Here is a 19310-nt window from a genome sequence, read left to right as displayed (position 1 = left end):
AGATCGATGCAAAATAGTTTAGCTTATAATGCTTATTCCCAAAATCAAGTAGGGATAGAATCTTCTCAAAAATTGATTGAAATGCTCTATGAGGGCATTTTACGTTTTTGTGCTAGAGCTAAAGTAGCTATTAAAAATGAAGATATAGAGCAAAGAGTTTATTTTATTAAAAGAACTACAGCTATCTTTATAGAACTAATCAACACCTTAGATTATGAAAAAGGCGGAGAAGTGGCACATTATTTAAGTGGGCTTTATACGAGAGAAATTCAACTTCTATCTTTGGCAAATTTAGAAAATAATGAAGCAAGAATCGATGAGGTTATCAATGTAACCAAAGGCTTATTGGAAGCTTGGAGAGATGTGCATAGCAATGAAGAAATGGCTTGATGATTTTAAACTCGCTTTAATACAAGAAAATATAGAAAATTTAGAAAGCCTTTTAGATGATTTAGATCTAAAAGACTTTGCAATCAACGCAGCAAAAAAATCCAAAAATGATGACGAGCTTAGAGAAAATATAAATGATACTTTAATTCAAATTCAAGCTTTGTTACAAGAAGCTACAAATTTAATCATAGCAAAAAAAGACAATAAAGCTCATGATATTCAAAAATTTCAAAAAGCTTTAAAATATTTTAATTCTTAATTTTAAGGATTAAAATAAAATTTATTTTCATTAAATTATAAGCAAGACAGTGCTAGAATAAGCTTTTATAAAAAATTCTGAGGAAATTATGAAAGATTTATTTTTATTCAGTTCTTTATTTGATTCAAGTCATACTTTTTCTTATTTTTTTCATTTAGGCTTAGTGGCTTTTATCGCAGTAATCATTGCTTATAGAGCTACTAGTTCTATGCAATTTATCCCTCGTGGTTTGCAAAATTTAGGAGAAGCTTTTTTAGAAGGCGTTCTTTCTATGGGGCGTGATACTTTAGGAGATGAAAAAAGTGCTAGAAAATACCTTCCTTTAGTGGCTACTTTGGGTATTATTATATTTTTTAGTAATGTTATAGGTATTATCCCTGGTTTTCATTCACCAACAGCAAGTTTAAATTTAACTTTATCTTTGGCTATTATTGTTTTTGTTTATTATCATTTTGAAGGAATAAGAACTCAAGGCGTGGTGAAATATTTTTCTCATTTCATGGGACCTATTAAATTTTTAGCTCCTTTGATGTTTCCAATTGAAATTGTTTCGCATTTTTCTCGTGTGATTTCTTTATCTTTTCGTCTTTTTGGTAATATCAAAGGCGATGATTTATTTTTAATGGTTATCTTAGCTCTTGTTCCTTATGTGGCACCACTTCCTGCTTACGTACTTTTAACTTTTATGGCATTTTTACAAGCCTTTATTTTTATGATTTTAACCTATGTGTATTTAGCAGGTGCTGTTAAGATAGAGGAAGATCATTGATTTATATTTTAGAATTTTTCAAAGGTGCATCCTTGGCTTTAATGCTTTTTGGTGCATTTTTGATGTTTCTTAAATTTAATTCTTATGTATATTTATGCCTAGGGCTTACTCCGGGTTTGCTTTTAACTCTAATTTTTATTTTACTGATAGAAAATTACCAACTTAAAAATAAGTTAAATAATACTTCTCATTAATATTTAATCTTACTTTTTATTTTTTAAAGTCATTTTGAAAGAAAATAATGTTAAAATAATGCCAAAGATAATTTAAGTATCAAGGAAATTTAATGTTTGAAGTAGTTATAGGACTTGAAGTTCATACCCAACTTAATACTAAAACAAAGATTTTTTGCTCTTGTGCAACTTCTTTTGGGGAAACTCCTAATACTAATGTTTGTCCTACTTGCTTAGCTTTGCCAGGTGCTTTACCTGTTTTAAATGAAGAAGCAGTTAAAAAAGCGATTTTTTTTGGAAAAGCTGTAAATGCCACTATCAATAAAAAAAGTGTTTTTAATCGTAAAAATTATTTTTATCCTGATTTACCTAAGGCTTATCAAATTTCTCAATTTGATATTCCTATAGTGGAAAATGGGGAACTTTTTATTAATGTAAATGGAGAAAATAAACGTATAGGTATTACTAGGGTACATTTGGAAGAAGATGCAGGAAAAAACATCCATGAAAGCAATTTTTCAAAAGTGGATTTAAATCGTGCAGGAACTCCTTTGCTTGAGATTGTAAGCGAACCTGAATTAAGAAGCAGTGATGAAGCGGTCGCTTATCTTAAAAAACTTCATTCTATCATACGTTTTTTAGATATTTCAGATGCAAATATGCAAGAAGGAAGTTTTAGATGTGATGCAAACGTGAGTATTCGTCCTAAAGGAGATACTAAACTTTATACAAGGGTTGAAATTAAAAATCTTAACTCTTTTCGTTTTATACAAAAAGCGATCGATTATGAAGTGAAGCGTCAAAGTGAGGCTTGGGAAGATGGAACCTATGAAAAAGAAGTTGTTCAAGAAACAAGACTTTTTGATACAAGTAGTTTAACCACTCGCTCAATGAGAGGAAAAGAAGAAGCTGCAGAATACCGTTATTTTCCAGATCCTGATCTTTTGCCAGTCTTGCTTAAAGATGAATTTTTAGAACTTAAAATTCCAGAATTGCCTGATGAAAAGAAAAAACGTTATATGCAAGAATTAGGCATTAAAGAGAGTGATGCAGAAGTTCTTATTAGTTCGCTTGAGATGAGTCGTTTTTTTGAAAATTTAATTACTCAAAAATTAAATCCTAAACTTTGTGTTAATTGGCTAAATACAGAACTAATGGGACTCTTAAAGGGAGAATTAACTATAGAAAATTCTCCAGTAGATGCACAAAAACTTGGAAATCTAATAAAACGCATAGAAGAAGGCGTTATTAGTGCTAAAGCAGGTAAAGAGGTTTTAGCCTATGTGTTTGAAAATACTCAAATAAACATTGATGAAGCCATTGATAAATTAGGCTTAAAACAAGTAAGTGATGATTCTGCAATTGAAGCAGTGATTGAAAAAATTTTAAAAGAAAATGATGATAAAGTTGCAGAATATAAAAGCGGTAAAGATAAGCTTTTTGGGTTTTTTGTAGGTCAAGTGATGAAAGAGGGTAAAGGAGCCTTTAATCCTTCAAAAGTGAATGAAATCTTAAAATCAAAGCTAGGTTAATGAGTAAAATTGCAGTTATTGGAGCGGGAAAATGGGGCAGTGCTTTATACCATGCTTTCAATGTTAAAAATACTTGCCTAATCACTTCTCGTTCGCAGCGAAATTTAACTCATTTTGTTGATTTAGATACTGCTTTAAAATGTGATTATCTCGTTTTTGCTTTAAGTTCTCAAGGAATTCATAAGTGGCTTAAAGAACATTTTAAAAATCAAGGCCAAAAAATTTTAATCGCTTCCAAAGGGATAGAAACTTCAACTTGTAAATTTTTAGATGAAATTTTTTTAGAATTTGTCAGTCAAGATCAAGTATGCGTTTTAAGTGGCCCTTCATTTGCAGCAGAGGTTGAGGAGAAATTGCCTTGTGCTTTAGTCATTAGTGGTTTTAATCTTAAAATTTGTGAAGAATTTGCAGCTTTTTTCCCTGATTTTATAAAAACTTATGTAGGCAATGATGTAAGGGGTGCAGAAATTTGTGGAGCTTATAAGAATGTTTTAGCTATTGCTAGTGGGGTGAGCGATGGTTTAAACTTGGGTAATAATGCAAGAGCATCACTTATTTCAAGGGGACTTATAGAAATGCATCGTTTTGGAAATTTTTTTGGAGCGAAAGAAGAAACTTTTTTAGGGCTTAGCGGCGCAGGAGATTTGTTTTTAACTGCTTCAAGTCAGCTTTCTAGAAATTATCGCGTAGGTTTAGCACTTGCTAAAAATCAAAAATTAGATGATATTTTAAAAGATCTAGGCGAAGTCGCTGAAGGAGTTAAAACAGCTTATGCTATAGAAAAAATAGCTTTAAAAAATCAGATTTATACGCCTATAGTGCGTGAAGTTGTACAAATTTTACAAGGAAAAGATGTAAAAAAAGCAGTGCAGGAACTATTAAAAGCTAAAAAATAGGAGTTAAAATGCTTATTAAAAATGCTAAAATTTATGGTCAAGAATTACAGGATGTTTTAATTCAAAATGGAAAAATCGCAAAAATAGATACTAACTTAGAAGGCGATGAAATTTTAGACGCTAAAGGAATGACTTTATTACCTTCTTTTGTAGATTTAGGCGTTAGTTTAAAAGACGATAAATTTTCCTTAGATCATTTATCATCTTTAGAACAAGAGTGTATAGAAAATGGTTTTAGCGCTGTTGTCTTGCGTGATTGTATGGATTTTGATGAAGAGATTTTTTCACTTTTTTTACAAAATCTAAATTCTAAAAAAATAAAAATTTTTCCAAATATACGTGCTTTAGATTCTCAAGGAAAAATTAAAAATTTAGCCACACTTTTAAATAAAGGAGCTAATGCTTTAGAGCTTAAAAGTTCTAGCGATACGAATATTTTACGCGTAGTTATGCAATATGCTTTAATGAAAGATAGTTTCGTTTTTACTCGTTGCAATGATAGTGATTTTGATGATAGAGGGGTAATGAATGATTGCGAAACTAGCTTTAATTTAGGTCTTATAGGAATGAGTTTAGTTGCTGAAACAAGCGAAGTGGCAAAGATGAAGGAAATTGCTCAATTTTATGGAGTTAAGATTGTTTTTGATTTATTGAGTCTTAAAAGATCTATTGAAATTTTAGATAAAGATGATCTTAAGCTAGTGAGTATTCATCATTTGATCAAAGATGATAGCGCTTGTGAAAATTTTAATACAGCAGCTAAACTAAACCCTCCTTTAAGAAGTACTCAAGATAAAGAATCTTTAAGAACTTTTTTAAAAGAGGGAAAAATTCAATTTTTAACTTCCATGCATAGCCCTAAATCTTCTTCTTTGAAAGATTTGGCTTTTGATGAAGCGGCTTTTGGAATTGATGGAATATCTGATTTTATAAGTCTTTGTTATACTTTTTTCATCAAAAATGGTTTTTTAACTTGGAAAGAACTTTGTAATTTTACCAGTAAAAATCCTAGTGAATTGTTAGGTTTAAATGCTGGAGTTATTGAAGTAGGAAAAGATGCTAATTTGATACTTGTTGATGAAAACGAAGAAATTTCTACTCCAAAGAGTCCTCTTTATAATAATGATAAATTATTTGCAAAAGTTAAAATGCATATAATTAAAGGTGTAAAACTTTAATCAATATTAGTTTTAAATAATAAATTTTTATTTTAGCAATTTATTAAATTGCTAAAATAAATTTAAATCCTAAGAATATAATTGCAGCCATAATTCCTGCAGCCGGTAAAGTGATAATCCATGCTAAGCCTATCGGTTTCATTAAAGCCCAATTTGCATTTTTATTATACACACCAATGCCTAAGATCGCACCAATTAAAATATGAGTAGAACTTACCGGAATTCCAAATTGAGTCGCTAAAAGTATAACGATACTAGCACCAAGTTCTGCACTAAAGCCTGTAGTTGGCTTAATGGTGGCTAATTTTGATCCTACTGTAGCGATCACTTCTTTTCCTAAAAACCAAAGACCAGCAACTAAAGCAACTCCAAACATAGCCATTGCTGCAAAAGGTATAGGTGAATTAGCATTAATGGTAGCATTTTTAAGAACATCTAAAATTGCCGCAAAAGGCCCAATGGCATTAGCTATATCATTGGCTCCATGAGAGAAAGCAAAACTTGAAGCGGTAAAAATTTGAAACCATGAAAAAAGTCTATCGGTTGTTTTGTTTAACTCATTTTTCTTGACAATTTTTACAATAGCAAATGTTATAACATAGCTAATTATTCCTAAAATTCCCATAATCCAAAAATTTTGTAAAATATCTAAAGTACTTACATTATTCAAGCCTTTAAATAAAAACATCGCTGCAATGATTGCTGCACTGATACATGCAACTATAGGCATGTGAGTTTTTAAGACAGAATATATATCTATATTCTTTTCTCTTTCTTTAAATTCTTTAATTTTATTTTTGTAAAAATTATTTTCTTGCTCTTCATCATCTAGAGCAATTGCTGAGAGCTCTTTGATTTGTTCTTCAGTTGATTTATTTTTAAGATTTAGAAAATAATTTTCTTTAAATTTTCTTTTTTCTTTTTTTATATTTTTTAAATCTTCACTTAGTTTTTCAGAAGGTTTGAGTATTTTTTTATCAATGTAAGAATAAATCAAATAAGCAACCAATCCTCCAAGCAAAGGAGAGGCAATCCAAGATATAACAATTCTTACAATTTCACTCCATTTAACCATAGAAAGAGTTTGAGAACCATCGAATTTTAAAAGCCCCATCATGATACTTGCGCCAACAATTCCACCTACTATGCTATGCGTGGTTGATACTGGCAAACCTTTTTTAGTGGCTATAAAGATCCAAAGTCCAGAGCTAAGAAGAGCGGCTAGCATAATGGAAACAAAAAGCATAGGATTAAATTCTTTAGGAAAAACTACAATCCCGCTACGTATGGTTTGAGTAACCTCTGCACCTGCAAAAATAGCTCCGCTTAATTCAAAAACTGCAGCAATAAGAAGAGCTTGTTTTATAGTAACTGTTTTAGCTCCAACGCTTGTCCCAAAAGAGTTAGCAACATCATTACCACCAATATTGAAAGCCATAAATATACCAAAAATCGAGGCGAGTATAAAAAGTATTAATTGGTGTTGAGATATATAACCAAACCCCCAAATAATAAAAGCCGCAACGCTTATGATAAATATAACAAAAGCTATAATATTATCTTTTTGCATAAAAACCCTTTTTTAAATTTTTAAGTTTGCTTTTAATTATACCTTATAATTTTAAAATTGCAAATATTTTATCTTGAGTTGATATAGTATTTATTTTATTTTTTTATAATATTTTTAAACTTAAATATGTAGTTAGGAAAAGCTGATTTAATGAAAAATGCTTTTTGTATATTTCTCTTATTTTCTTTACTTAATGCAAGTGAAACAAATTGTTCATGGCATCAATTTGATTTTCAAGCTGTTAAAAAGGCTCCTAAAATTCAAGAGGAAAATTTAGATTTTCAAAAAGCTTTAAATAGTTTATTATCAAATACTTTAGAAAATGAAAATGGTATTGATACAACCGATGGTGTTTTAGATTTTCAAAATGAAAATATCCGCGTTAAAAATTTAAGTTCAATTTACGAAGGAGAAAATGATTCCTTATTATTTCAAAAAGAACTTTTTATCGCTCAAGATGGGTATAATTATTCTAGCGGCTTAATCAATCGTTATAAAAAAGATAATTTTTTATTTGGTTTTAATGGGTTTGTAGATAAACAAGAAGAGCAAAAAAATGCTAAAAGTTTTGGAGCCGAATTTGGTTATGGTGACTTTGTTAAAGCTTATAGTAATTATTATGTTTTAGATGAAATTAATAAAAGTTTTCAATTAGGAATTAGTTTTATTGATCCTGCTTATAATAAATTTACATTTGATGTGATCAAAGATGAAGAAAAAACTAATTACCAGTTAATTTATTCTCCTTATAGTATTTTAAATTTGAATATATCTCGTCGCATTTTTAATGCTAATACAAATGAAAATGATATCGCAGTTCAAATCGGATTTAATTTTAGTTTTGATAAAAGTTTCTCAAGACAACTTCATAAACAAGATAATATTTTCCAAGAAATCAATCGTTATGATTTCTTGGAGAGAATTTATTAATTCATCCCTGCATTATGGAATTTTTCCGGATTATCCATAGCATAACGGAATTTTTCCCAATCAATTTGTTTATCCCAAATGGAAACAATTAAGGCTGCAACGCTATTTCCACAAAGATTTCCCACAGCTCTCATTTCTGACATAAATTTATCAACGCCTAGAAGTATTCCTATGGCTGCAACAGGTAGAACTTCTGCTAAGGTAGCATTTGCTTCAGATATTTCCATATTTCCTAAAGCAGCTAGGGTGCTACCTAAAACTATAAATCCTGATCCTGTTACTCCAACAGCACCTTTTGAGGCTATCATAAGAACGATTAAAATACTGATTTCATGTGCTAGACTTAGATTAACATTGAAGGCCTGTGCTAAAAAAATCAAACTCATAGCTAGATAAATATTAGTGCAATCAAGATTAAAACTATAGCCTGTTGGTAAAACAAGTCCAACGGTAGCTTTAGAAAGACCCGCTTTTTCTAATTTTCTCATCAAAGGAGCGAGTGCAGATTCGCTTGAACTTGTTGCAAAGACGATTAAAACTTCACGAGCTATAAATCTCATAAATTTAAATATATTAACCTTAGCAAAATAACAAATTATTCCTAAAATACCAAATATAAATACTAAACAAGAAATTAGCATAACTAAAAGCAAATAAGCAAGGTTAATCAAAGAACCAATGCCATATTGTGCAATTAAAACAGCCATAGCTGAAAAAGCGGCAATAGGGCTAAAATACATTATAATTTGTAGAATTTTAAAAACAAAATTTTGAAGAACTTCTAAAACTCTTTGAATGGCTTGTTTATCTTCTGTTCTCATTAAAGAAATAATTAAAGCCGTAACAATAGCAATCACTAAAACTTGTATGGTTTTTCCTTCGGTAAAAGGAGTAATAATATCGGTTGGCATAGCATCTTTTAAAATATGCATAATCTCTGAACCAGCGCTAATTTCTGTTGTTTGTGAAATATATTTTTGCACACTTTGAGTATCTAATTGATCCGGATTTAGATTCATCCCGTGGCCTGGTTGCATTACATTAGCCATAAAAATACCTATAGCTAAAGCCAAGGTGCTTACAACTTCAAAATATATCACAGCCTTAGCTCCTATACTTCCAACCTTTTTTAAGCTTTCAAGGCTAATAATTCCTAAAACTAAAGTTACAAATATAATAGGTCCAATTAAAACTTTTAAAGATTTTATAAAATATTCCACACCTGGCTTACTTGCAATTGCCCATTCTTTATCAATATATCCAAGTGTAACACCGGCAATAATTCCTATAATTACCCAAAAACCTAAACTTTTTAGGATTCTTTTGTATAAGGGAGGTTTTATCTCTGCAAAAGTTTGACTTAAAGTTTCCAAAAAAACTCCTTAATTTTATTTCAATTGGTAACATCTTAACAAACAAAGAATAAAATAGAAATTAAATATTTTAATTCTTGGCTTTTATAAAAAATCATTTGGGTTACAATGTTACGTAATTTCTCATTTTATAATAAATTAAATATATTTATGTTAGCATAGATTAAATAATGCTTTGGTGGTTATTTTAAAATCCCAATGCTGTTTTTAAGTTTTTTAAAAGTGATAGAAAGAGTTTAGGGTCATGGAAGAAATAATAGTAGATAATAATGCTTTAATTACTTCAAAAACAGATCTTAGAGGGAATATTATTTATGCAAATAATGATTTTGCTAAATATGCAGGATATACAATTGATGAGTTATTAAATCGACCCCATAGTATCGTAAGACATGAAGATATGCCAAGAACAGTATTTAAATGTCTATGGGACTATATACAAAGAGGCGATGAAATTTTTGCTTTTGTTAAAAATAAAGCTAAAGATGGAAGGTATTATTGGGTTTTTACTAATGTAACTCCTTCTTATGGCATACATGGTAATATTATTAATTATTATTCAGTTCGCAGAGCTCCAAATCGTAAAATTTTACCTATGATAGAAGAAATTTATAAAATTTTAAGAGAAAAAGAACAAAAAGGTGGAATTCAAGCAGGTGTAAAAGCTTTAATGGAAATTGTTAATTCTTATAAAATAAGTTATAATGAACTTATTTTTAATTTACAGCATGAAATTTAAAGACAAATTAATATTAATAATTGTAGAATATATCAGATCTTTGTAATTTATCTTACAAAGGTTAGTTCTATCTTTTTTTTGATTTAAAATCATAAAAAATAAATATTTATTGTAAGAAAGGGAGACCTAATTCAATGAAAAATGGATTATTTTTGGCTATTTTTCTGGGTATTTTAAGTATCTTTGGAACGATTTTTGTTCATGCTTATGTTGGAGCAGTGATTATATTACTTGCTATTGCGCTTATGATTTATCTTTTTATATATTACAAAGATGAACAAATAATGATAGATAAGCTATATGATCTTTGCAAGGAGTTAAGAGAAGGAAATTTCGAAAATAGGGTTGTTTATATAAAAACCAAAAGTCAAAAATTCGCAGAAATTTCAGATAATCTTAATAATACTTTAGACAATCTTGAAGCTTATTTAAGAGAGATCAGCACTTCTATAGCTTGTTCGCAAAAAGGAGAATTTTATCGTAAAGCTTTACCTGAAGGTCTTAAGGGTATTTTTGCTCATAATATTGAATTTATCAATAAAGCTTTAGCTAATGTGGAAAATACTTCAAAATCTGTCTTTAAAAATGCTTTATCAAGAGCTTTGATGGATCTTAGCCTTGGAAATCAAAATAAAGATATGTCACAAATTTCAGTCTCTTTAAATAAAGATATTGATGTTATGAAAGATGTGCATGATGTGGTTAATTCTATCACTCATACAGCAACAGAAAATGGTAGCGAGGTTGATTCTTTACAAAATGCTATGGCTTCTTTAATGGAAGTGGTTAATTCAAGCAAAGAAACCGTTCAAACTTTTGTTGCTAATTCTCAAAATATTACTTCTGTAGTTGAGGTAATTAGAGATATTGCTGATCAAACAAATTTACTTGCACTCAATGCAGCAATAGAAGCCGCACGTGCAGGAGAGCATGGGCGAGGATTTGCGGTGGTTGCTGATGAAGTTAGAAAATTAGCCGAAAGAACTCAAAGATCTACAAGTGAAATTTCTATAGCAATTCAAACTATGCAACAAGATTTTATCAATATTCAAAATGGCAGTGAGCAAGTTTTTAATATCGTAAGCCAATCAGAAGAAAGAATCCAAAAATTCTCTCAAGCTTTTAGAGGCTTAGAGGAAAATAGTTCTACTTTGGGTAAAGATTTTTCAGAACTTGCTAATAGATTAGCATTATCAGTTATAAAACTTGATCATATTTTATATAAATCAAATATATATTTAAATCTCAATGGAGCACAAGAATTTGATTTATCTAGCGTGGATCCAATTTCTAATTTATGTCTTGATGATAGAATCAAAAATATTATCAATCATTTTGTATCGGATGAAGAATTAGATTCTACGAAGCAACTAATCAAATCAAATGCGAAAAAAGCTATAGAGGAATCAAAAGCAAGTTATATTGATCAAAGAGTATATGATACTATTGTCAATGATATAAAAGTTTTAGAACACAAAAGTACTGAGATTTTAGATAAATTAAAAATTTAAGGAAGTTTAAATGTCAAAAGAAATTTTTTTACAAAAAGATAGTTTGATAACTTCAAAAACAGATTTAAAAGGTTTAATAGTTTATGCAAATGATGATTTTTTAAAATATGCGGATTATACCATGAAAGAAGTATTATATCAACCGCATAATATAGTAAGACATCAAGATATGCCAAAAACTGTTTTCAAATTTTTATGGGATTACATGAAAGAAGGCAAAGAAATCTTCGCTTATGTAAAGAATAAAACTAAAAATAATGATTATTATTGGGTTTTTGCTAATGTAACACCTTCTTTAGATACTAGAAATAATATTATCGGATATTATTCTGTTAGGCGTATGCCAAATCGTAAAGCGTTAGAAACTATAGAAAATCTTTACAACGACTTATTAAGAGCTGAAAAACAGAGCATTCATAAAGGTGTGGAAATGTTAAAAGATTTCTGTAAAAGCATGGGTAAAAGCTACAATGAATTAATATTCTCTCTTCAAGAAGACAAATAAAAATTTATAGACTTAAAACAATCTTTGTTTTAAGTCTTGATGTTATATAATCTCTATTCATTGTTTTTAAAAAACTTCATTTATTATAGGAAAAAATATGTTCGATATTATTGTCATAGGTGGCGGACATGCTGGTATCGAAGCGAGTGCTGTTGCTGCTAAAATGGGCAAAAAAACTTTACTTTTAACAACCCTTATAGAACAAATCGGTGCGGCAAGTTGCAACCCCGCTATTGGAGGACTTGCTAAGGGACATTTGGTTAAAGAACTTGATGCCATGGGTGGTTTAATGGGTGAAATTACCGATAGCGCAGGCATACAATTTCGTATTTTAAATGAAAGCAAAGGTGTAGCAGTAAGGGGCAGTAGAGCACAAATTGATATGGATAAATACCGTATTGTTGCACGTAACAAACTTTTAAAGCTTGAAAATTTAGAAATTTCACAAGAACAAGTTTGCGAGTTGATATTTGACAAAGATAGAGTTATTGGAGTAAAAACTAACTTAAATAATGAATACAAAGCTCAAAAAATTATTTTAACAACAGGAACTTTTTTAAATGGACTTATTCATATAGGAGAAAATAAACTTGAAGCAGGGAGGGTTGGAGAACTTGCTTCTGTAAAATTAGGAAAAAATTTATCTCATACTAATTTGAAAATGGGACGTTTAAAAACAGGAACTTGTCCTAGAGTGGATGCAAAAACTATCGATTTTAATGCCCTTGAAATTCAATACGGAGATGAAAACCCTAAGGCTTTTAGTTTTAAAACTAGAGATTTTAATCCCACTCAATTACCATGTTATATAGCAAGAACCAATTTAAAAACTCATGAAATTATTAAAAATAATTTTTATCGTGCTCCACTTTTTACGGGACAAATTGAAGGAGTGGGGCCAAGATATTGTCCATCTATAGAAGATAAAATCAATCGTTTTGCAGAGAAAGAAAGCCATCATCTTTTTATAGAACCTCAAACCATTGATGCTACTGAGTATTATATCAATGGATTTTCTACTTCTTTACCTTACGAAGTTCAACAAGAAATGCTTTCTTCTATAAAAGGATTTGAAAAAGCTAAAATTACACGTTTTGGTTATGCAATCGAGTATGATTATATTGATCCAACAGAACTTTACCATACTTTAGAAACTAAAAAGATTAAAAATCTTTATTGCGCTGGACAGATTAATGGAACGACAGGTTATGAAGAAGCGGCAGCACAAGGCTTTATGGCAGGTATTAATGCTGTTTTAGCTCTTGATGAAAAAGAACCATTTATTTTAAGACGAGATGAGGCTTATATAGGCGTTTTAATCGATGATTTAGTAGTTAAAGGAACAAAAGAACCTTATAGAATGTTTACCTCAAGGGCTGAATTTAGATTACTTTTAAGAGAAGAAAATGCCATAATTAGACTTGGAAAATATGGTAAGGAATTTGGACTTTTAGGGGATGAGGATTATAAATTCATTGAAAATATTAAAGAAAATTTAGATAAAGGATTGAAATTTCTTTTGGAAAAAGAATTGACACCTAATAATCAAAATAATGAATTTTTGACTCATTTGGGTGAAGAAAAAATCAGTTCTATTGTTAATTTGCAAAAAATAGTTGCACGATCTAGCTTTAATATAGAAAAATTAAAAAAACTAGATCCTATTTTTGAAACTATGGATGAATATTCCTTAAGAGAAATTTTAAATGAAGCTAAATATTATCATTATATCATCATGCAAAAAGCACAAGTTGAAAAAATGAAAAATTTAATTGATATGCGTATTCCTAAAGATTTTGATTTTAAAAGTGTGAGTGGTTTAAGCAATGAGGTAATTGAAAAACTTGAACTTAATAGACCCTTAACCTTGTTTGCTGCTAGTCAGATTAGCGGTATCACTCCTGCGGCTTTAGATATTTTACAAATTTATATAAAAATCCAAAAGAAACAAAATTAATGTTTCTTGCGGTTTTATTTTTTTTAATCACTTTAGTTTTTATTTTTTTAAGGCCTTGGAATTTATCTTTATGGATAATTTCTTTAATCGGGGCTTTTTTTGTTTATTTTTTTAAACTTGTAAATTGGAATGATATTGTTTTTATTTTTGATCTTGTTTGGGGAAGTTCTTTAACCCTTTTAGCACTCATGATACTTTCTTTTGCTTTGGAAATTTTAGGTTTTTTTGACTTCATAGCTAGAAAAATTTTGGATTATTCTAAAAATAAAAATGAAAAAATTTCGACTAAGAAATTAATGCTTTTTTTACTTGTTTTTGTATTTTTTATCACTGCCTTTTTAGGAAATGATGGTGCTATTTTGATCATCACTCCTATTGTTATTGCGATTTTTAGCACTTTTAAAAATTTAAAAGATAGTATCATTATAAATACTTTTTTATTGAGTGTTTCTTTTTTATGTGATGCAAGTTCTAATACTTTGGTTATTTCTAATTTAACTAATTTAATCACGGCTAATTATTTTAATCTTGATTTTTTAGAATTTGCAAAAAATATGTTTTTACCAAGTTTGTTTGTTTTATTTTCTACCCTTTTTATTGTTTGTTTTGTTTTTTTAAGATCCCTACCATGCTATCTTGAAATAAAACTATCCAAAGAGGTAAAATTTTCTACTTCTTTTTTTCTTTTTTGTATTTGTTATTTGATTTTATTTGTACTTAGTTTTTTTATCGCTCAAATATATCAATGGGATAAAAGCTTGATCGCTTTATGCGAATCTTTGTTTTTTTGGTTTATAGCTTATAGGATTAAAAAAAGAGAGGCTTTAAGAGTAATTAAACATGCGCCTTGGGGTATTTTTATTTTTAGCTTTGGACTTTATATCGTTGTTTTTGCTTTGCATAAATGTGGAGTAGGTGAAATTTTATCCAATTTATATCAGAATTTGAAATACAATGAAATCAATTCTATTTTTGGCACAGGTTTTATTTCAGCTTTATTATCTTCAATTTTTAATAATTTACCTATGACTTTAATCGGTGATTTAGCATTGAAAGATTTTCCAAAAGATATGGTATATGCACATCTTTTAGGAGTTAATATCGGTTCAAAGCTTACCCCTATAGGATCTTTAGCAACTTTATTTTGGTTAGAACTTTTGGCAAAAAGAGGTATTAAAATTTCTTTTTTAAAGTATTGCAAATTTAGCTTTTTTATCACTTTGCCTGTTCTTTTTTTCTCTTTTTTGGGGCTTATTTTGAAATAAGTAAACAAGAGATTAATAAGCAAAGAAAAAATTTATTTTATTTTAGATAAACTAATGATTTGTTTAAATAAAAATGAAAGGACGAGTTATGGCTACATCTGAAAGCAGAAGAAGCTTTATGGGAGTTGCATTTGGAACCGTAGCTGCTGTAGGCGGTGTTTTTTCGCTTGTTGCAATGAAAAAAACTTGGGATCCACTTCCAAGTGTTAAAGCTGCAGGTTTTACTACAGTAGATTTATCAGGAATGCAAGCCGGAGAGCTTAGGACGATAGAGTGGAGAAAAAAACCTATTTTTATTTTAAAAAAAGATGCTAGTATGGCGAAAGATCCAAAGCGTGATGTTGTTGTTGATAATGCGGCATATACTGTTGTTATAGGACTTTGTACCCATTTAGGCTGTATTCCTGCATATCATCCAAGTGAGCAAATTTTTAAATGTGCTTGTCATGGTGGGGAATTCGATACAAGTGGAAAAAATATCTTTGGACCTCCTCCAAGACCTCTTGATATCCCTCCTTTTAAAATTGAAGGAACTAAACTTGTTTTAGGCGAAGAGGGTCCAGAATATAAACAAATGACCAAGGAGGCTTAATTATGGCACATATTAGAAAAGCAAATGGCTTAATAGATTGGCTTGATCAGAGATTAGCTGTCAATAAATTATTTGATGTTTTGATGGCAAAATACTGGATCCCAAAACAAATTAATTTTCTTTGGGCGATGGGTGTTATTTTAACAACGCTTTTTGCAGTACTTTTTGTAACAGGTCTTTTACTTGTAATGTATTATAAGCCTGATACTGCTCTTGCTTTTAATAGTGTAAATAAAACAATTATGCAAGAGGTTGATTATGGTTGGTTATGGCGTCATATGCACGGTGTAGCTGCTTCTGTAATCTTTTTAATCATTTATATTCATATGTTTACTGGAATTTATTATGGTTCTTATAAACGTGGCAGAGAGATGATTTGGGTAAGCGGTATGCTTCTTTTTGTTGTATTTTCAGCTGAAGCTTTTAGTGGTTATATGCTTCCTTGGGGACAAATGAGTTATTGGGCTGCACAAGTTATCACTAATCTTTTTGGAGGAATTCCTTTTATAGGTCCTGAACTTGTAATTTGGATTCGTGGGGATTATGCTGTTTCTGATCCAACTTTAACAAGATTTTTTATGCTTCATGTATGTTTGCTTCCTATTGTGATTATTTCAATCATTGCTTTCCATTTTTATTCTTTAAGAATTCCACATGTAAATAATGAAATTTCTGAAGAATTAGATTTTGATTTAGAAGCTGAAAAATATATGGCAGGCGATACTAAAAATTCAAAAGTAATTCCTTTTTGGCCAGGATTTTTATCTAAAGACTTTATGTATATTTGTTTATTCATGATTTTCTTTTTTTATTTGGTTTGTTTTAAATTCGAATTTGCTATGGATCCTATCAATTTTGATCCAGCGGATGCGCTTAAAACTCCACCTCATATTTATCCAGAATGGTATTTCTTATGGAGTTATGAGGTTTTAAGAGGATTTTTCTTTGATATAGCAGGTATCAAAGCTTTTAGTATCGGTTTAGCGGCTTTTGGTGTGGCTCAAGTGATCTTTTTCCTACTTCCTTGGCTTGATAGAAGTGAAGTGGTAAAACCAGCTCATGAAAGACCTTTATTTTTTATTTGGTTTTGGATTTTACTTGTAGATATGATCGTCTTGACTATTTATGGCAAGTTGCCTCCAACGGGTGTAAATGCTTGGGTAGGATTTTATGCTTCTGTTGTATTTTTATTATTACTTCTAGTCATCTTACCTATAATTACTATTATGGAAAGAAAAGGAGCTAGATAATGAGAGAAATTAAAATATTTTTAATAGTAGTAATTTTTGCAGGAATTGTGTATTGGGGTGTTGAACCTTATGCTCATTCTGTAATGAAACCGCATGTTGCTCCTGCTAATTTTGATTTTTCTGCAGAAGATATCAATTATGCTAAGAATATTTTAGCTCAAAAAGAAACAGCTTTAAATGATGCTAAAAAGGCAAATGATGCTAAAAGAATAGAAAGTGCTCAAAAAGAACTTGACAAAGCAAAAGAGGATTTAAATCAAGTTACAACTCTTTGGGATAATGTTGCAAAAATAGATCTTAGCAAAGGTAATGCGGCTAAGGGTAAAGAATTTTTTGCTGGAAATTGTGCAGGTTGTCATGGCTTAAAAGAAGACAATATCACATCACCAGTTGCTGATTCGTCTACTTTTGGAGTTATTCCTCCTGATTTAAGTTCTGCTGGGGCTATTTTTGATGATAAATTTTTAGCAGCTTTGGTGATGAATCCATCTGTAACTTTAAAGGTATATCATAAATTTGGAGATGCCTTCCCAATGCCTCCTTATCAAGATACTCCAGAAGTTATGAATGCTAATGTGGCTAATGTGGTTGCTTATCTTAAAGAAATGGGAACTAAATTTGAAGCCAATGAAAATGCTGCAATTAAAAAAGAAATAGAAGCTAAATATCAAAAAATAGCAAATAGTCCTGAAAAAACTGCTTTAATAGATAAAGACATTGCATTTGCTAAAGATAAGGCTACTTTTATAGAAGCTTGTGGTCGTTGTCATGATGTAAAATATGACAATTTCTTCACTCCTTCAAAACATAGTGATTTGAAAACTTATTTAGGCTCAATACCGCCTGATCTTTCTATGATGATTAGATCTCGTGGGGAGCAATATCTACACGACTTTATCAATGATACCCAAAAACTACTTCCAGGAACTGCTATGCCAAGAGTTGGTTTAACAGAATCTGCTCAAGCGAAGGTTATTTCTTATATTGAAAAAGTAGGTGATAGCAAAAAAGAAGAAAGAGAAAAAACAGGAATTTATATCATGATATTCTTCGCGATTTTAAGCGTATTTGCTATAGGCTGGAAACGTTCAGTTTGGTCTAAACTTCATTAAACCTTTTTTAGATTTTCATCAGGCTTTGATGAAAATCTTTTAATTTATCTTCAATTTTATTAGATTTTAAACTTAAAAGAGAAATACTGCTGTTTAATAATTTTTATTAAATTGGAGTATTTATGTTTGAAAAAAAATTAATTAAAAAGATTCTTTCAAAATGGAATTATGGTGATTTTAAAGTTATATTTTGGGATAACGAGGAATTGATCATTGGAAAAAAACCTTCTCAATTTACCTTAATTTTTAAAGAGAAAATACCTTTATTTGATTTATTTAACGATACAAGTTTAGTTTTTGCAAAACATTATATGGAATCTAAGCTTGATATAGAAGGAAATTATGATGAGATAGCTAGGGTATTATATTATTTTTCAAATAAACATTTTTTAAAAAATAAGGAAGATGCTTTAAGCAAAATTACACAAAAACAAGAGAGCAAAAATATCAAAAGCCACTATGATTTGGGAAATGACTTTTATAAATTATGGCTTGATGAAACTATGAGTTATTCTTGTGCCTATTTTAAAAATCCAAATGATACTCTTTATCAAGCACAAATTAACAAAATCAATCATACTTTAAAAAAACTTGATTTAAAAAAAGGAGAAAAGCTTTTAGATATAGGTTGTGGTTGGGGATGGCTTTCCATTATGGCTGCACAGCAATATGGTGTTAATGTTGTTGGAGTTACAATTTCTGAAGAGCAATATAAAAAAGCAAAAGAAAGAGTGAAAGAATTTAATCTTGAAGATAAAGTTGAAATAAGATTGCAAAACTACCAAGATTTAGAATTTGAAAATTATTTCGATAAGGTTGTCTCTGTGGGTATGTTTGAGCATGTAGGTAAAGAAAACTTAGGGCTTTATTTTATGAAAGTTAAACAAGTGTTGAAACCAGGGGGAATGATGCTTTTGCATTCTATTTTATCTATGTTTGAGGGAAAAACTAATGCTTGGATTGATCAATATATTTTCCCAGGGGGATATTTACCTTCTTTAAGAGAGGTTATTAGTATTATGAGTGAATGGGATTTTCATCTTCTTTTAGCAGAAAGTTTAAGAATACATTATGCTAAAACTTTAGATATGTGGAGTCAAAATTTCAATCAAGTTTTGCCACAAGTGAGAGAAAAATATGATGAAAAATTTATCAGAATGTGGGATTTATATCTAAGATCCTGTGCTTCAGCTTTTCGTGTGGGCAGTGTGGATTTGTTTCAATTTCTAATTACAAAAGAAATCAATAATGAATTAAGCCTAACCAAAGAGTATATTTATAAGTAAAAACTAAACTTAATTTTGGTAAA

19 protein-coding genes are annotated in these 19310 nt (G+C 29.7%); 17 read left to right on the top strand and 2 right to left on the bottom strand.

The features are described from left to right. Positions 1-6 precede the first annotated feature (6 nt). From fliS to H2280_RS01065, 7 genes are all read left to right on the top strand, one after another. Entirely contained in the window at positions 7-390 is a 384-nt protein-coding gene (fliS, locus tag H2280_RS01095; RefSeq protein WP_137623536.1) for a flagellar export chaperone FliS, read from the top strand. Beyond that, entirely contained in the window at positions 374-649 is a 276-nt protein-coding gene (locus H2280_RS01090) for a hypothetical protein (protein ID WP_337215415.1), read from the top strand. Before fliS ends, H2280_RS01090 begins: the two co-directional genes overlap by 17 nt. Before the next feature lie 88 nt (positions 650-737). Then, positions 738-1418, top strand: a complete 681-nt coding sequence (locus tag H2280_RS01085; protein ID WP_137623534.1) for a F0F1 ATP synthase subunit A — start codon at positions 738-740, stop codon at positions 1416-1418. Then, on the top strand, positions 1415-1612 hold the full coding sequence (locus tag H2280_RS01080) for a hypothetical protein (protein ID WP_337195329.1): 198 nt from the start codon (positions 1415-1417) through the stop codon (positions 1610-1612). Before H2280_RS01085 ends, H2280_RS01080 begins: the two co-directional genes overlap by 4 nt. A gap of 92 nt (positions 1613-1704) precedes the next feature. Then, the gene (gatB, locus tag H2280_RS01075) at positions 1705-3123 is read left to right on the top strand and encodes an Asp-tRNA(Asn)/Glu-tRNA(Gln) amidotransferase subunit GatB (RefSeq protein WP_337215414.1); all 1419 of its coding nucleotides are present in this window, start codon (positions 1705-1707) and stop codon (positions 3121-3123) included. Then, on the top strand, positions 3123-4019 hold the full coding sequence (locus H2280_RS01070; RefSeq protein ID WP_337195328.1) for an NAD(P)H-dependent glycerol-3-phosphate dehydrogenase: 897 nt from the start codon (positions 3123-3125) through the stop codon (positions 4017-4019). The genes gatB and H2280_RS01070 overlap by 1 nt, the downstream gene beginning before the upstream one ends. An 8-nt stretch (positions 4020-4027) precedes the next feature. Next, positions 4028-5197 carry a metal-dependent hydrolase gene (locus H2280_RS01065; RefSeq protein WP_337215413.1) on the top strand — a complete coding sequence of 390 codons (1170 nt, stop codon included), beginning with the start codon at positions 4028-4030 and terminating at the stop codon, positions 5195-5197. Between the two features lie 43 nt (positions 5198-5240). On the opposite strand, the gene H2280_RS01060 is transcribed toward H2280_RS01065, so the two are convergent. Then, the gene (locus H2280_RS01060; protein ID WP_137623529.1) at positions 5241-6767 is read right to left on the bottom strand and encodes an inorganic phosphate transporter; all 1527 of its coding nucleotides are present in this window, start codon (positions 6765-6767) and stop codon (positions 5241-5243) included. Between the two features lie 150 nt (positions 6768-6917). Here H2280_RS01060 and H2280_RS01055 point away from each other — a divergent pair, with 150 nt between their 5' ends. Continuing rightward, on the top strand, positions 6918-7697 hold the full coding sequence (locus H2280_RS01055; RefSeq protein ID WP_337195325.1) for an inverse autotransporter beta domain-containing protein: 780 nt from the start codon (positions 6918-6920) through the stop codon (positions 7695-7697). On the opposite strand, the gene H2280_RS01050 is transcribed toward H2280_RS01055, so the two are convergent. Then, the gene (locus tag H2280_RS01050; RefSeq protein ID WP_337195324.1) at positions 7694-9070 is read right to left on the bottom strand and encodes a cation:dicarboxylate symporter family transporter; all 1377 of its coding nucleotides are present in this window, start codon (positions 9068-9070) and stop codon (positions 7694-7696) included. The genes H2280_RS01055 and H2280_RS01050 overlap by 4 nt on opposite strands. 244 nt (positions 9071-9314) lie before the next feature. Between H2280_RS01050 and cetC the strand changes: the two genes are divergently transcribed. From cetC to H2280_RS01005, 9 genes are all read left to right on the top strand, one after another. After that, positions 9315-9809: an energy taxis response protein CetC gene (gene cetC, locus H2280_RS01045; protein WP_137623526.1), complete on the top strand. Its 495-nt coding sequence runs from the start codon at positions 9315-9317 to the stop codon at positions 9807-9809. Between the two features lie 134 nt (positions 9810-9943). After that, on the top strand, positions 9944-11320 hold the full coding sequence (gene cetA / locus H2280_RS01040; RefSeq protein ID WP_337195323.1) for a bipartate energy taxis response protein CetA: 1377 nt from the start codon (positions 9944-9946) through the stop codon (positions 11318-11320). A 10-nt stretch (positions 11321-11330) separates the two neighbouring features. Continuing rightward, complete coding sequence (gene cetB, locus H2280_RS01035; protein ID WP_137623524.1) at positions 11331-11825, top strand: bipartate energy taxis response protein CetB; 495 nt, start codon at positions 11331-11333, stop codon at positions 11823-11825. Positions 11826-11922: 97 nt separating this feature from the next. Next, positions 11923-13782, top strand: a complete 1860-nt coding sequence (mnmG, locus tag H2280_RS01030) for a tRNA uridine-5-carboxymethylaminomethyl(34) synthesis enzyme MnmG (protein WP_137623523.1) — start codon at positions 11923-11925, stop codon at positions 13780-13782. Continuing rightward, on the top strand, positions 13782-15047 hold the full coding sequence (locus tag H2280_RS01025; protein ID WP_337215412.1) for an arsenic transporter: 1266 nt from the start codon (positions 13782-13784) through the stop codon (positions 15045-15047). Before mnmG ends, H2280_RS01025 begins: the two co-directional genes overlap by 1 nt. Positions 15048-15135: 88 nt before the next feature. After that, on the top strand, positions 15136-15639 hold the full coding sequence (petA, locus tag H2280_RS01020) for a ubiquinol-cytochrome c reductase iron-sulfur subunit (RefSeq protein WP_137623521.1): 504 nt from the start codon (positions 15136-15138) through the stop codon (positions 15637-15639). 2 nt (positions 15640-15641) lie between these two features. Further along, positions 15642-16889: a cytochrome b gene (locus H2280_RS01015; protein WP_337195320.1), complete on the top strand. Its 1248-nt coding sequence runs from the start codon at positions 15642-15644 to the stop codon at positions 16887-16889. Beyond that, the gene (locus H2280_RS01010) at positions 16889-18001 is read left to right on the top strand and encodes a c-type cytochrome (RefSeq protein ID WP_337215411.1); all 1113 of its coding nucleotides are present in this window, start codon (positions 16889-16891) and stop codon (positions 17999-18001) included. Before H2280_RS01015 ends, H2280_RS01010 begins: the two co-directional genes overlap by 1 nt. A 122-nt stretch (positions 18002-18123) precedes the next feature. Further along, positions 18124-19287: an SAM-dependent methyltransferase gene (locus H2280_RS01005; protein ID WP_137623518.1), complete on the top strand. Its 1164-nt coding sequence runs from the start codon at positions 18124-18126 to the stop codon at positions 19285-19287. The last annotated feature ends 23 nt before the right edge of the window (positions 19288-19310 follow it).

The sequence above is a fragment of the Campylobacter sp. 2457A genome, from assembly GCF_020135895.1.
Lineage (GTDB): Bacteria > Campylobacterota > Campylobacteria > Campylobacterales > Campylobacteraceae > Campylobacter_D > Campylobacter_D taeniopygiae.
This window is presented reverse-complemented; position numbering and strand designations above follow the sequence as displayed.

Coding starts and splice junctions, on each gene's coding strand:
- fliS (WP_137623536.1), top strand. CDS start 7: ATGCAAAATAGTTTAGCTTATAATGCTTATTCCCAAAATCAAGTAGGG.
- H2280_RS01090 (WP_337215415.1), top strand. CDS start 374: ATGAAGAAATGGCTTGATGATTTTAAACTCGCTTTAATACAAGAAAAT.
- H2280_RS01085 (WP_137623534.1), top strand. CDS start 738: ATGAAAGATTTATTTTTATTCAGTTCTTTATTTGATTCAAGTCATACT.
- gatB (WP_337215414.1), top strand. CDS start 1,705: ATGTTTGAAGTAGTTATAGGACTTGAAGTTCATACCCAACTTAATACT.
- H2280_RS01070 (WP_337195328.1), top strand. CDS start 3,123: ATGAGTAAAATTGCAGTTATTGGAGCGGGAAAATGGGGCAGTGCTTTA.
- H2280_RS01065 (WP_337215413.1), top strand. CDS start 4,028: ATGCTTATTAAAAATGCTAAAATTTATGGTCAAGAATTACAGGATGTT.
- H2280_RS01060 (WP_137623529.1), bottom strand. CDS start 6,767: ATGCAAAAAGATAATATTATAGCTTTTGTTATATTTATCATAAGCGTT.
- H2280_RS01055 (WP_337195325.1), top strand. CDS start 6,918: ATGAAAAATGCTTTTTGTATATTTCTCTTATTTTCTTTACTTAATGCA.
- cetC (WP_137623526.1), top strand. CDS start 9,315: ATGGAAGAAATAATAGTAGATAATAATGCTTTAATTACTTCAAAAACA.
- cetA (WP_337195323.1), top strand. CDS start 9,944: ATGAAAAATGGATTATTTTTGGCTATTTTTCTGGGTATTTTAAGTATC.
- cetB (WP_137623524.1), top strand. CDS start 11,331: ATGTCAAAAGAAATTTTTTTACAAAAAGATAGTTTGATAACTTCAAAA.
- mnmG (WP_137623523.1), top strand. CDS start 11,923: ATGTTCGATATTATTGTCATAGGTGGCGGACATGCTGGTATCGAAGCG.
- H2280_RS01025 (WP_337215412.1), top strand. CDS start 13,782: ATGTTTCTTGCGGTTTTATTTTTTTTAATCACTTTAGTTTTTATTTTT.
- petA (WP_137623521.1), top strand. CDS start 15,136: ATGGCTACATCTGAAAGCAGAAGAAGCTTTATGGGAGTTGCATTTGGA.
- H2280_RS01015 (WP_337195320.1), top strand. CDS start 15,642: ATGGCACATATTAGAAAAGCAAATGGCTTAATAGATTGGCTTGATCAG.
- H2280_RS01010 (WP_337215411.1), top strand. CDS start 16,889: ATGAGAGAAATTAAAATATTTTTAATAGTAGTAATTTTTGCAGGAATT.
- H2280_RS01005 (WP_137623518.1), top strand. CDS start 18,124: ATGTTTGAAAAAAAATTAATTAAAAAGATTCTTTCAAAATGGAATTAT.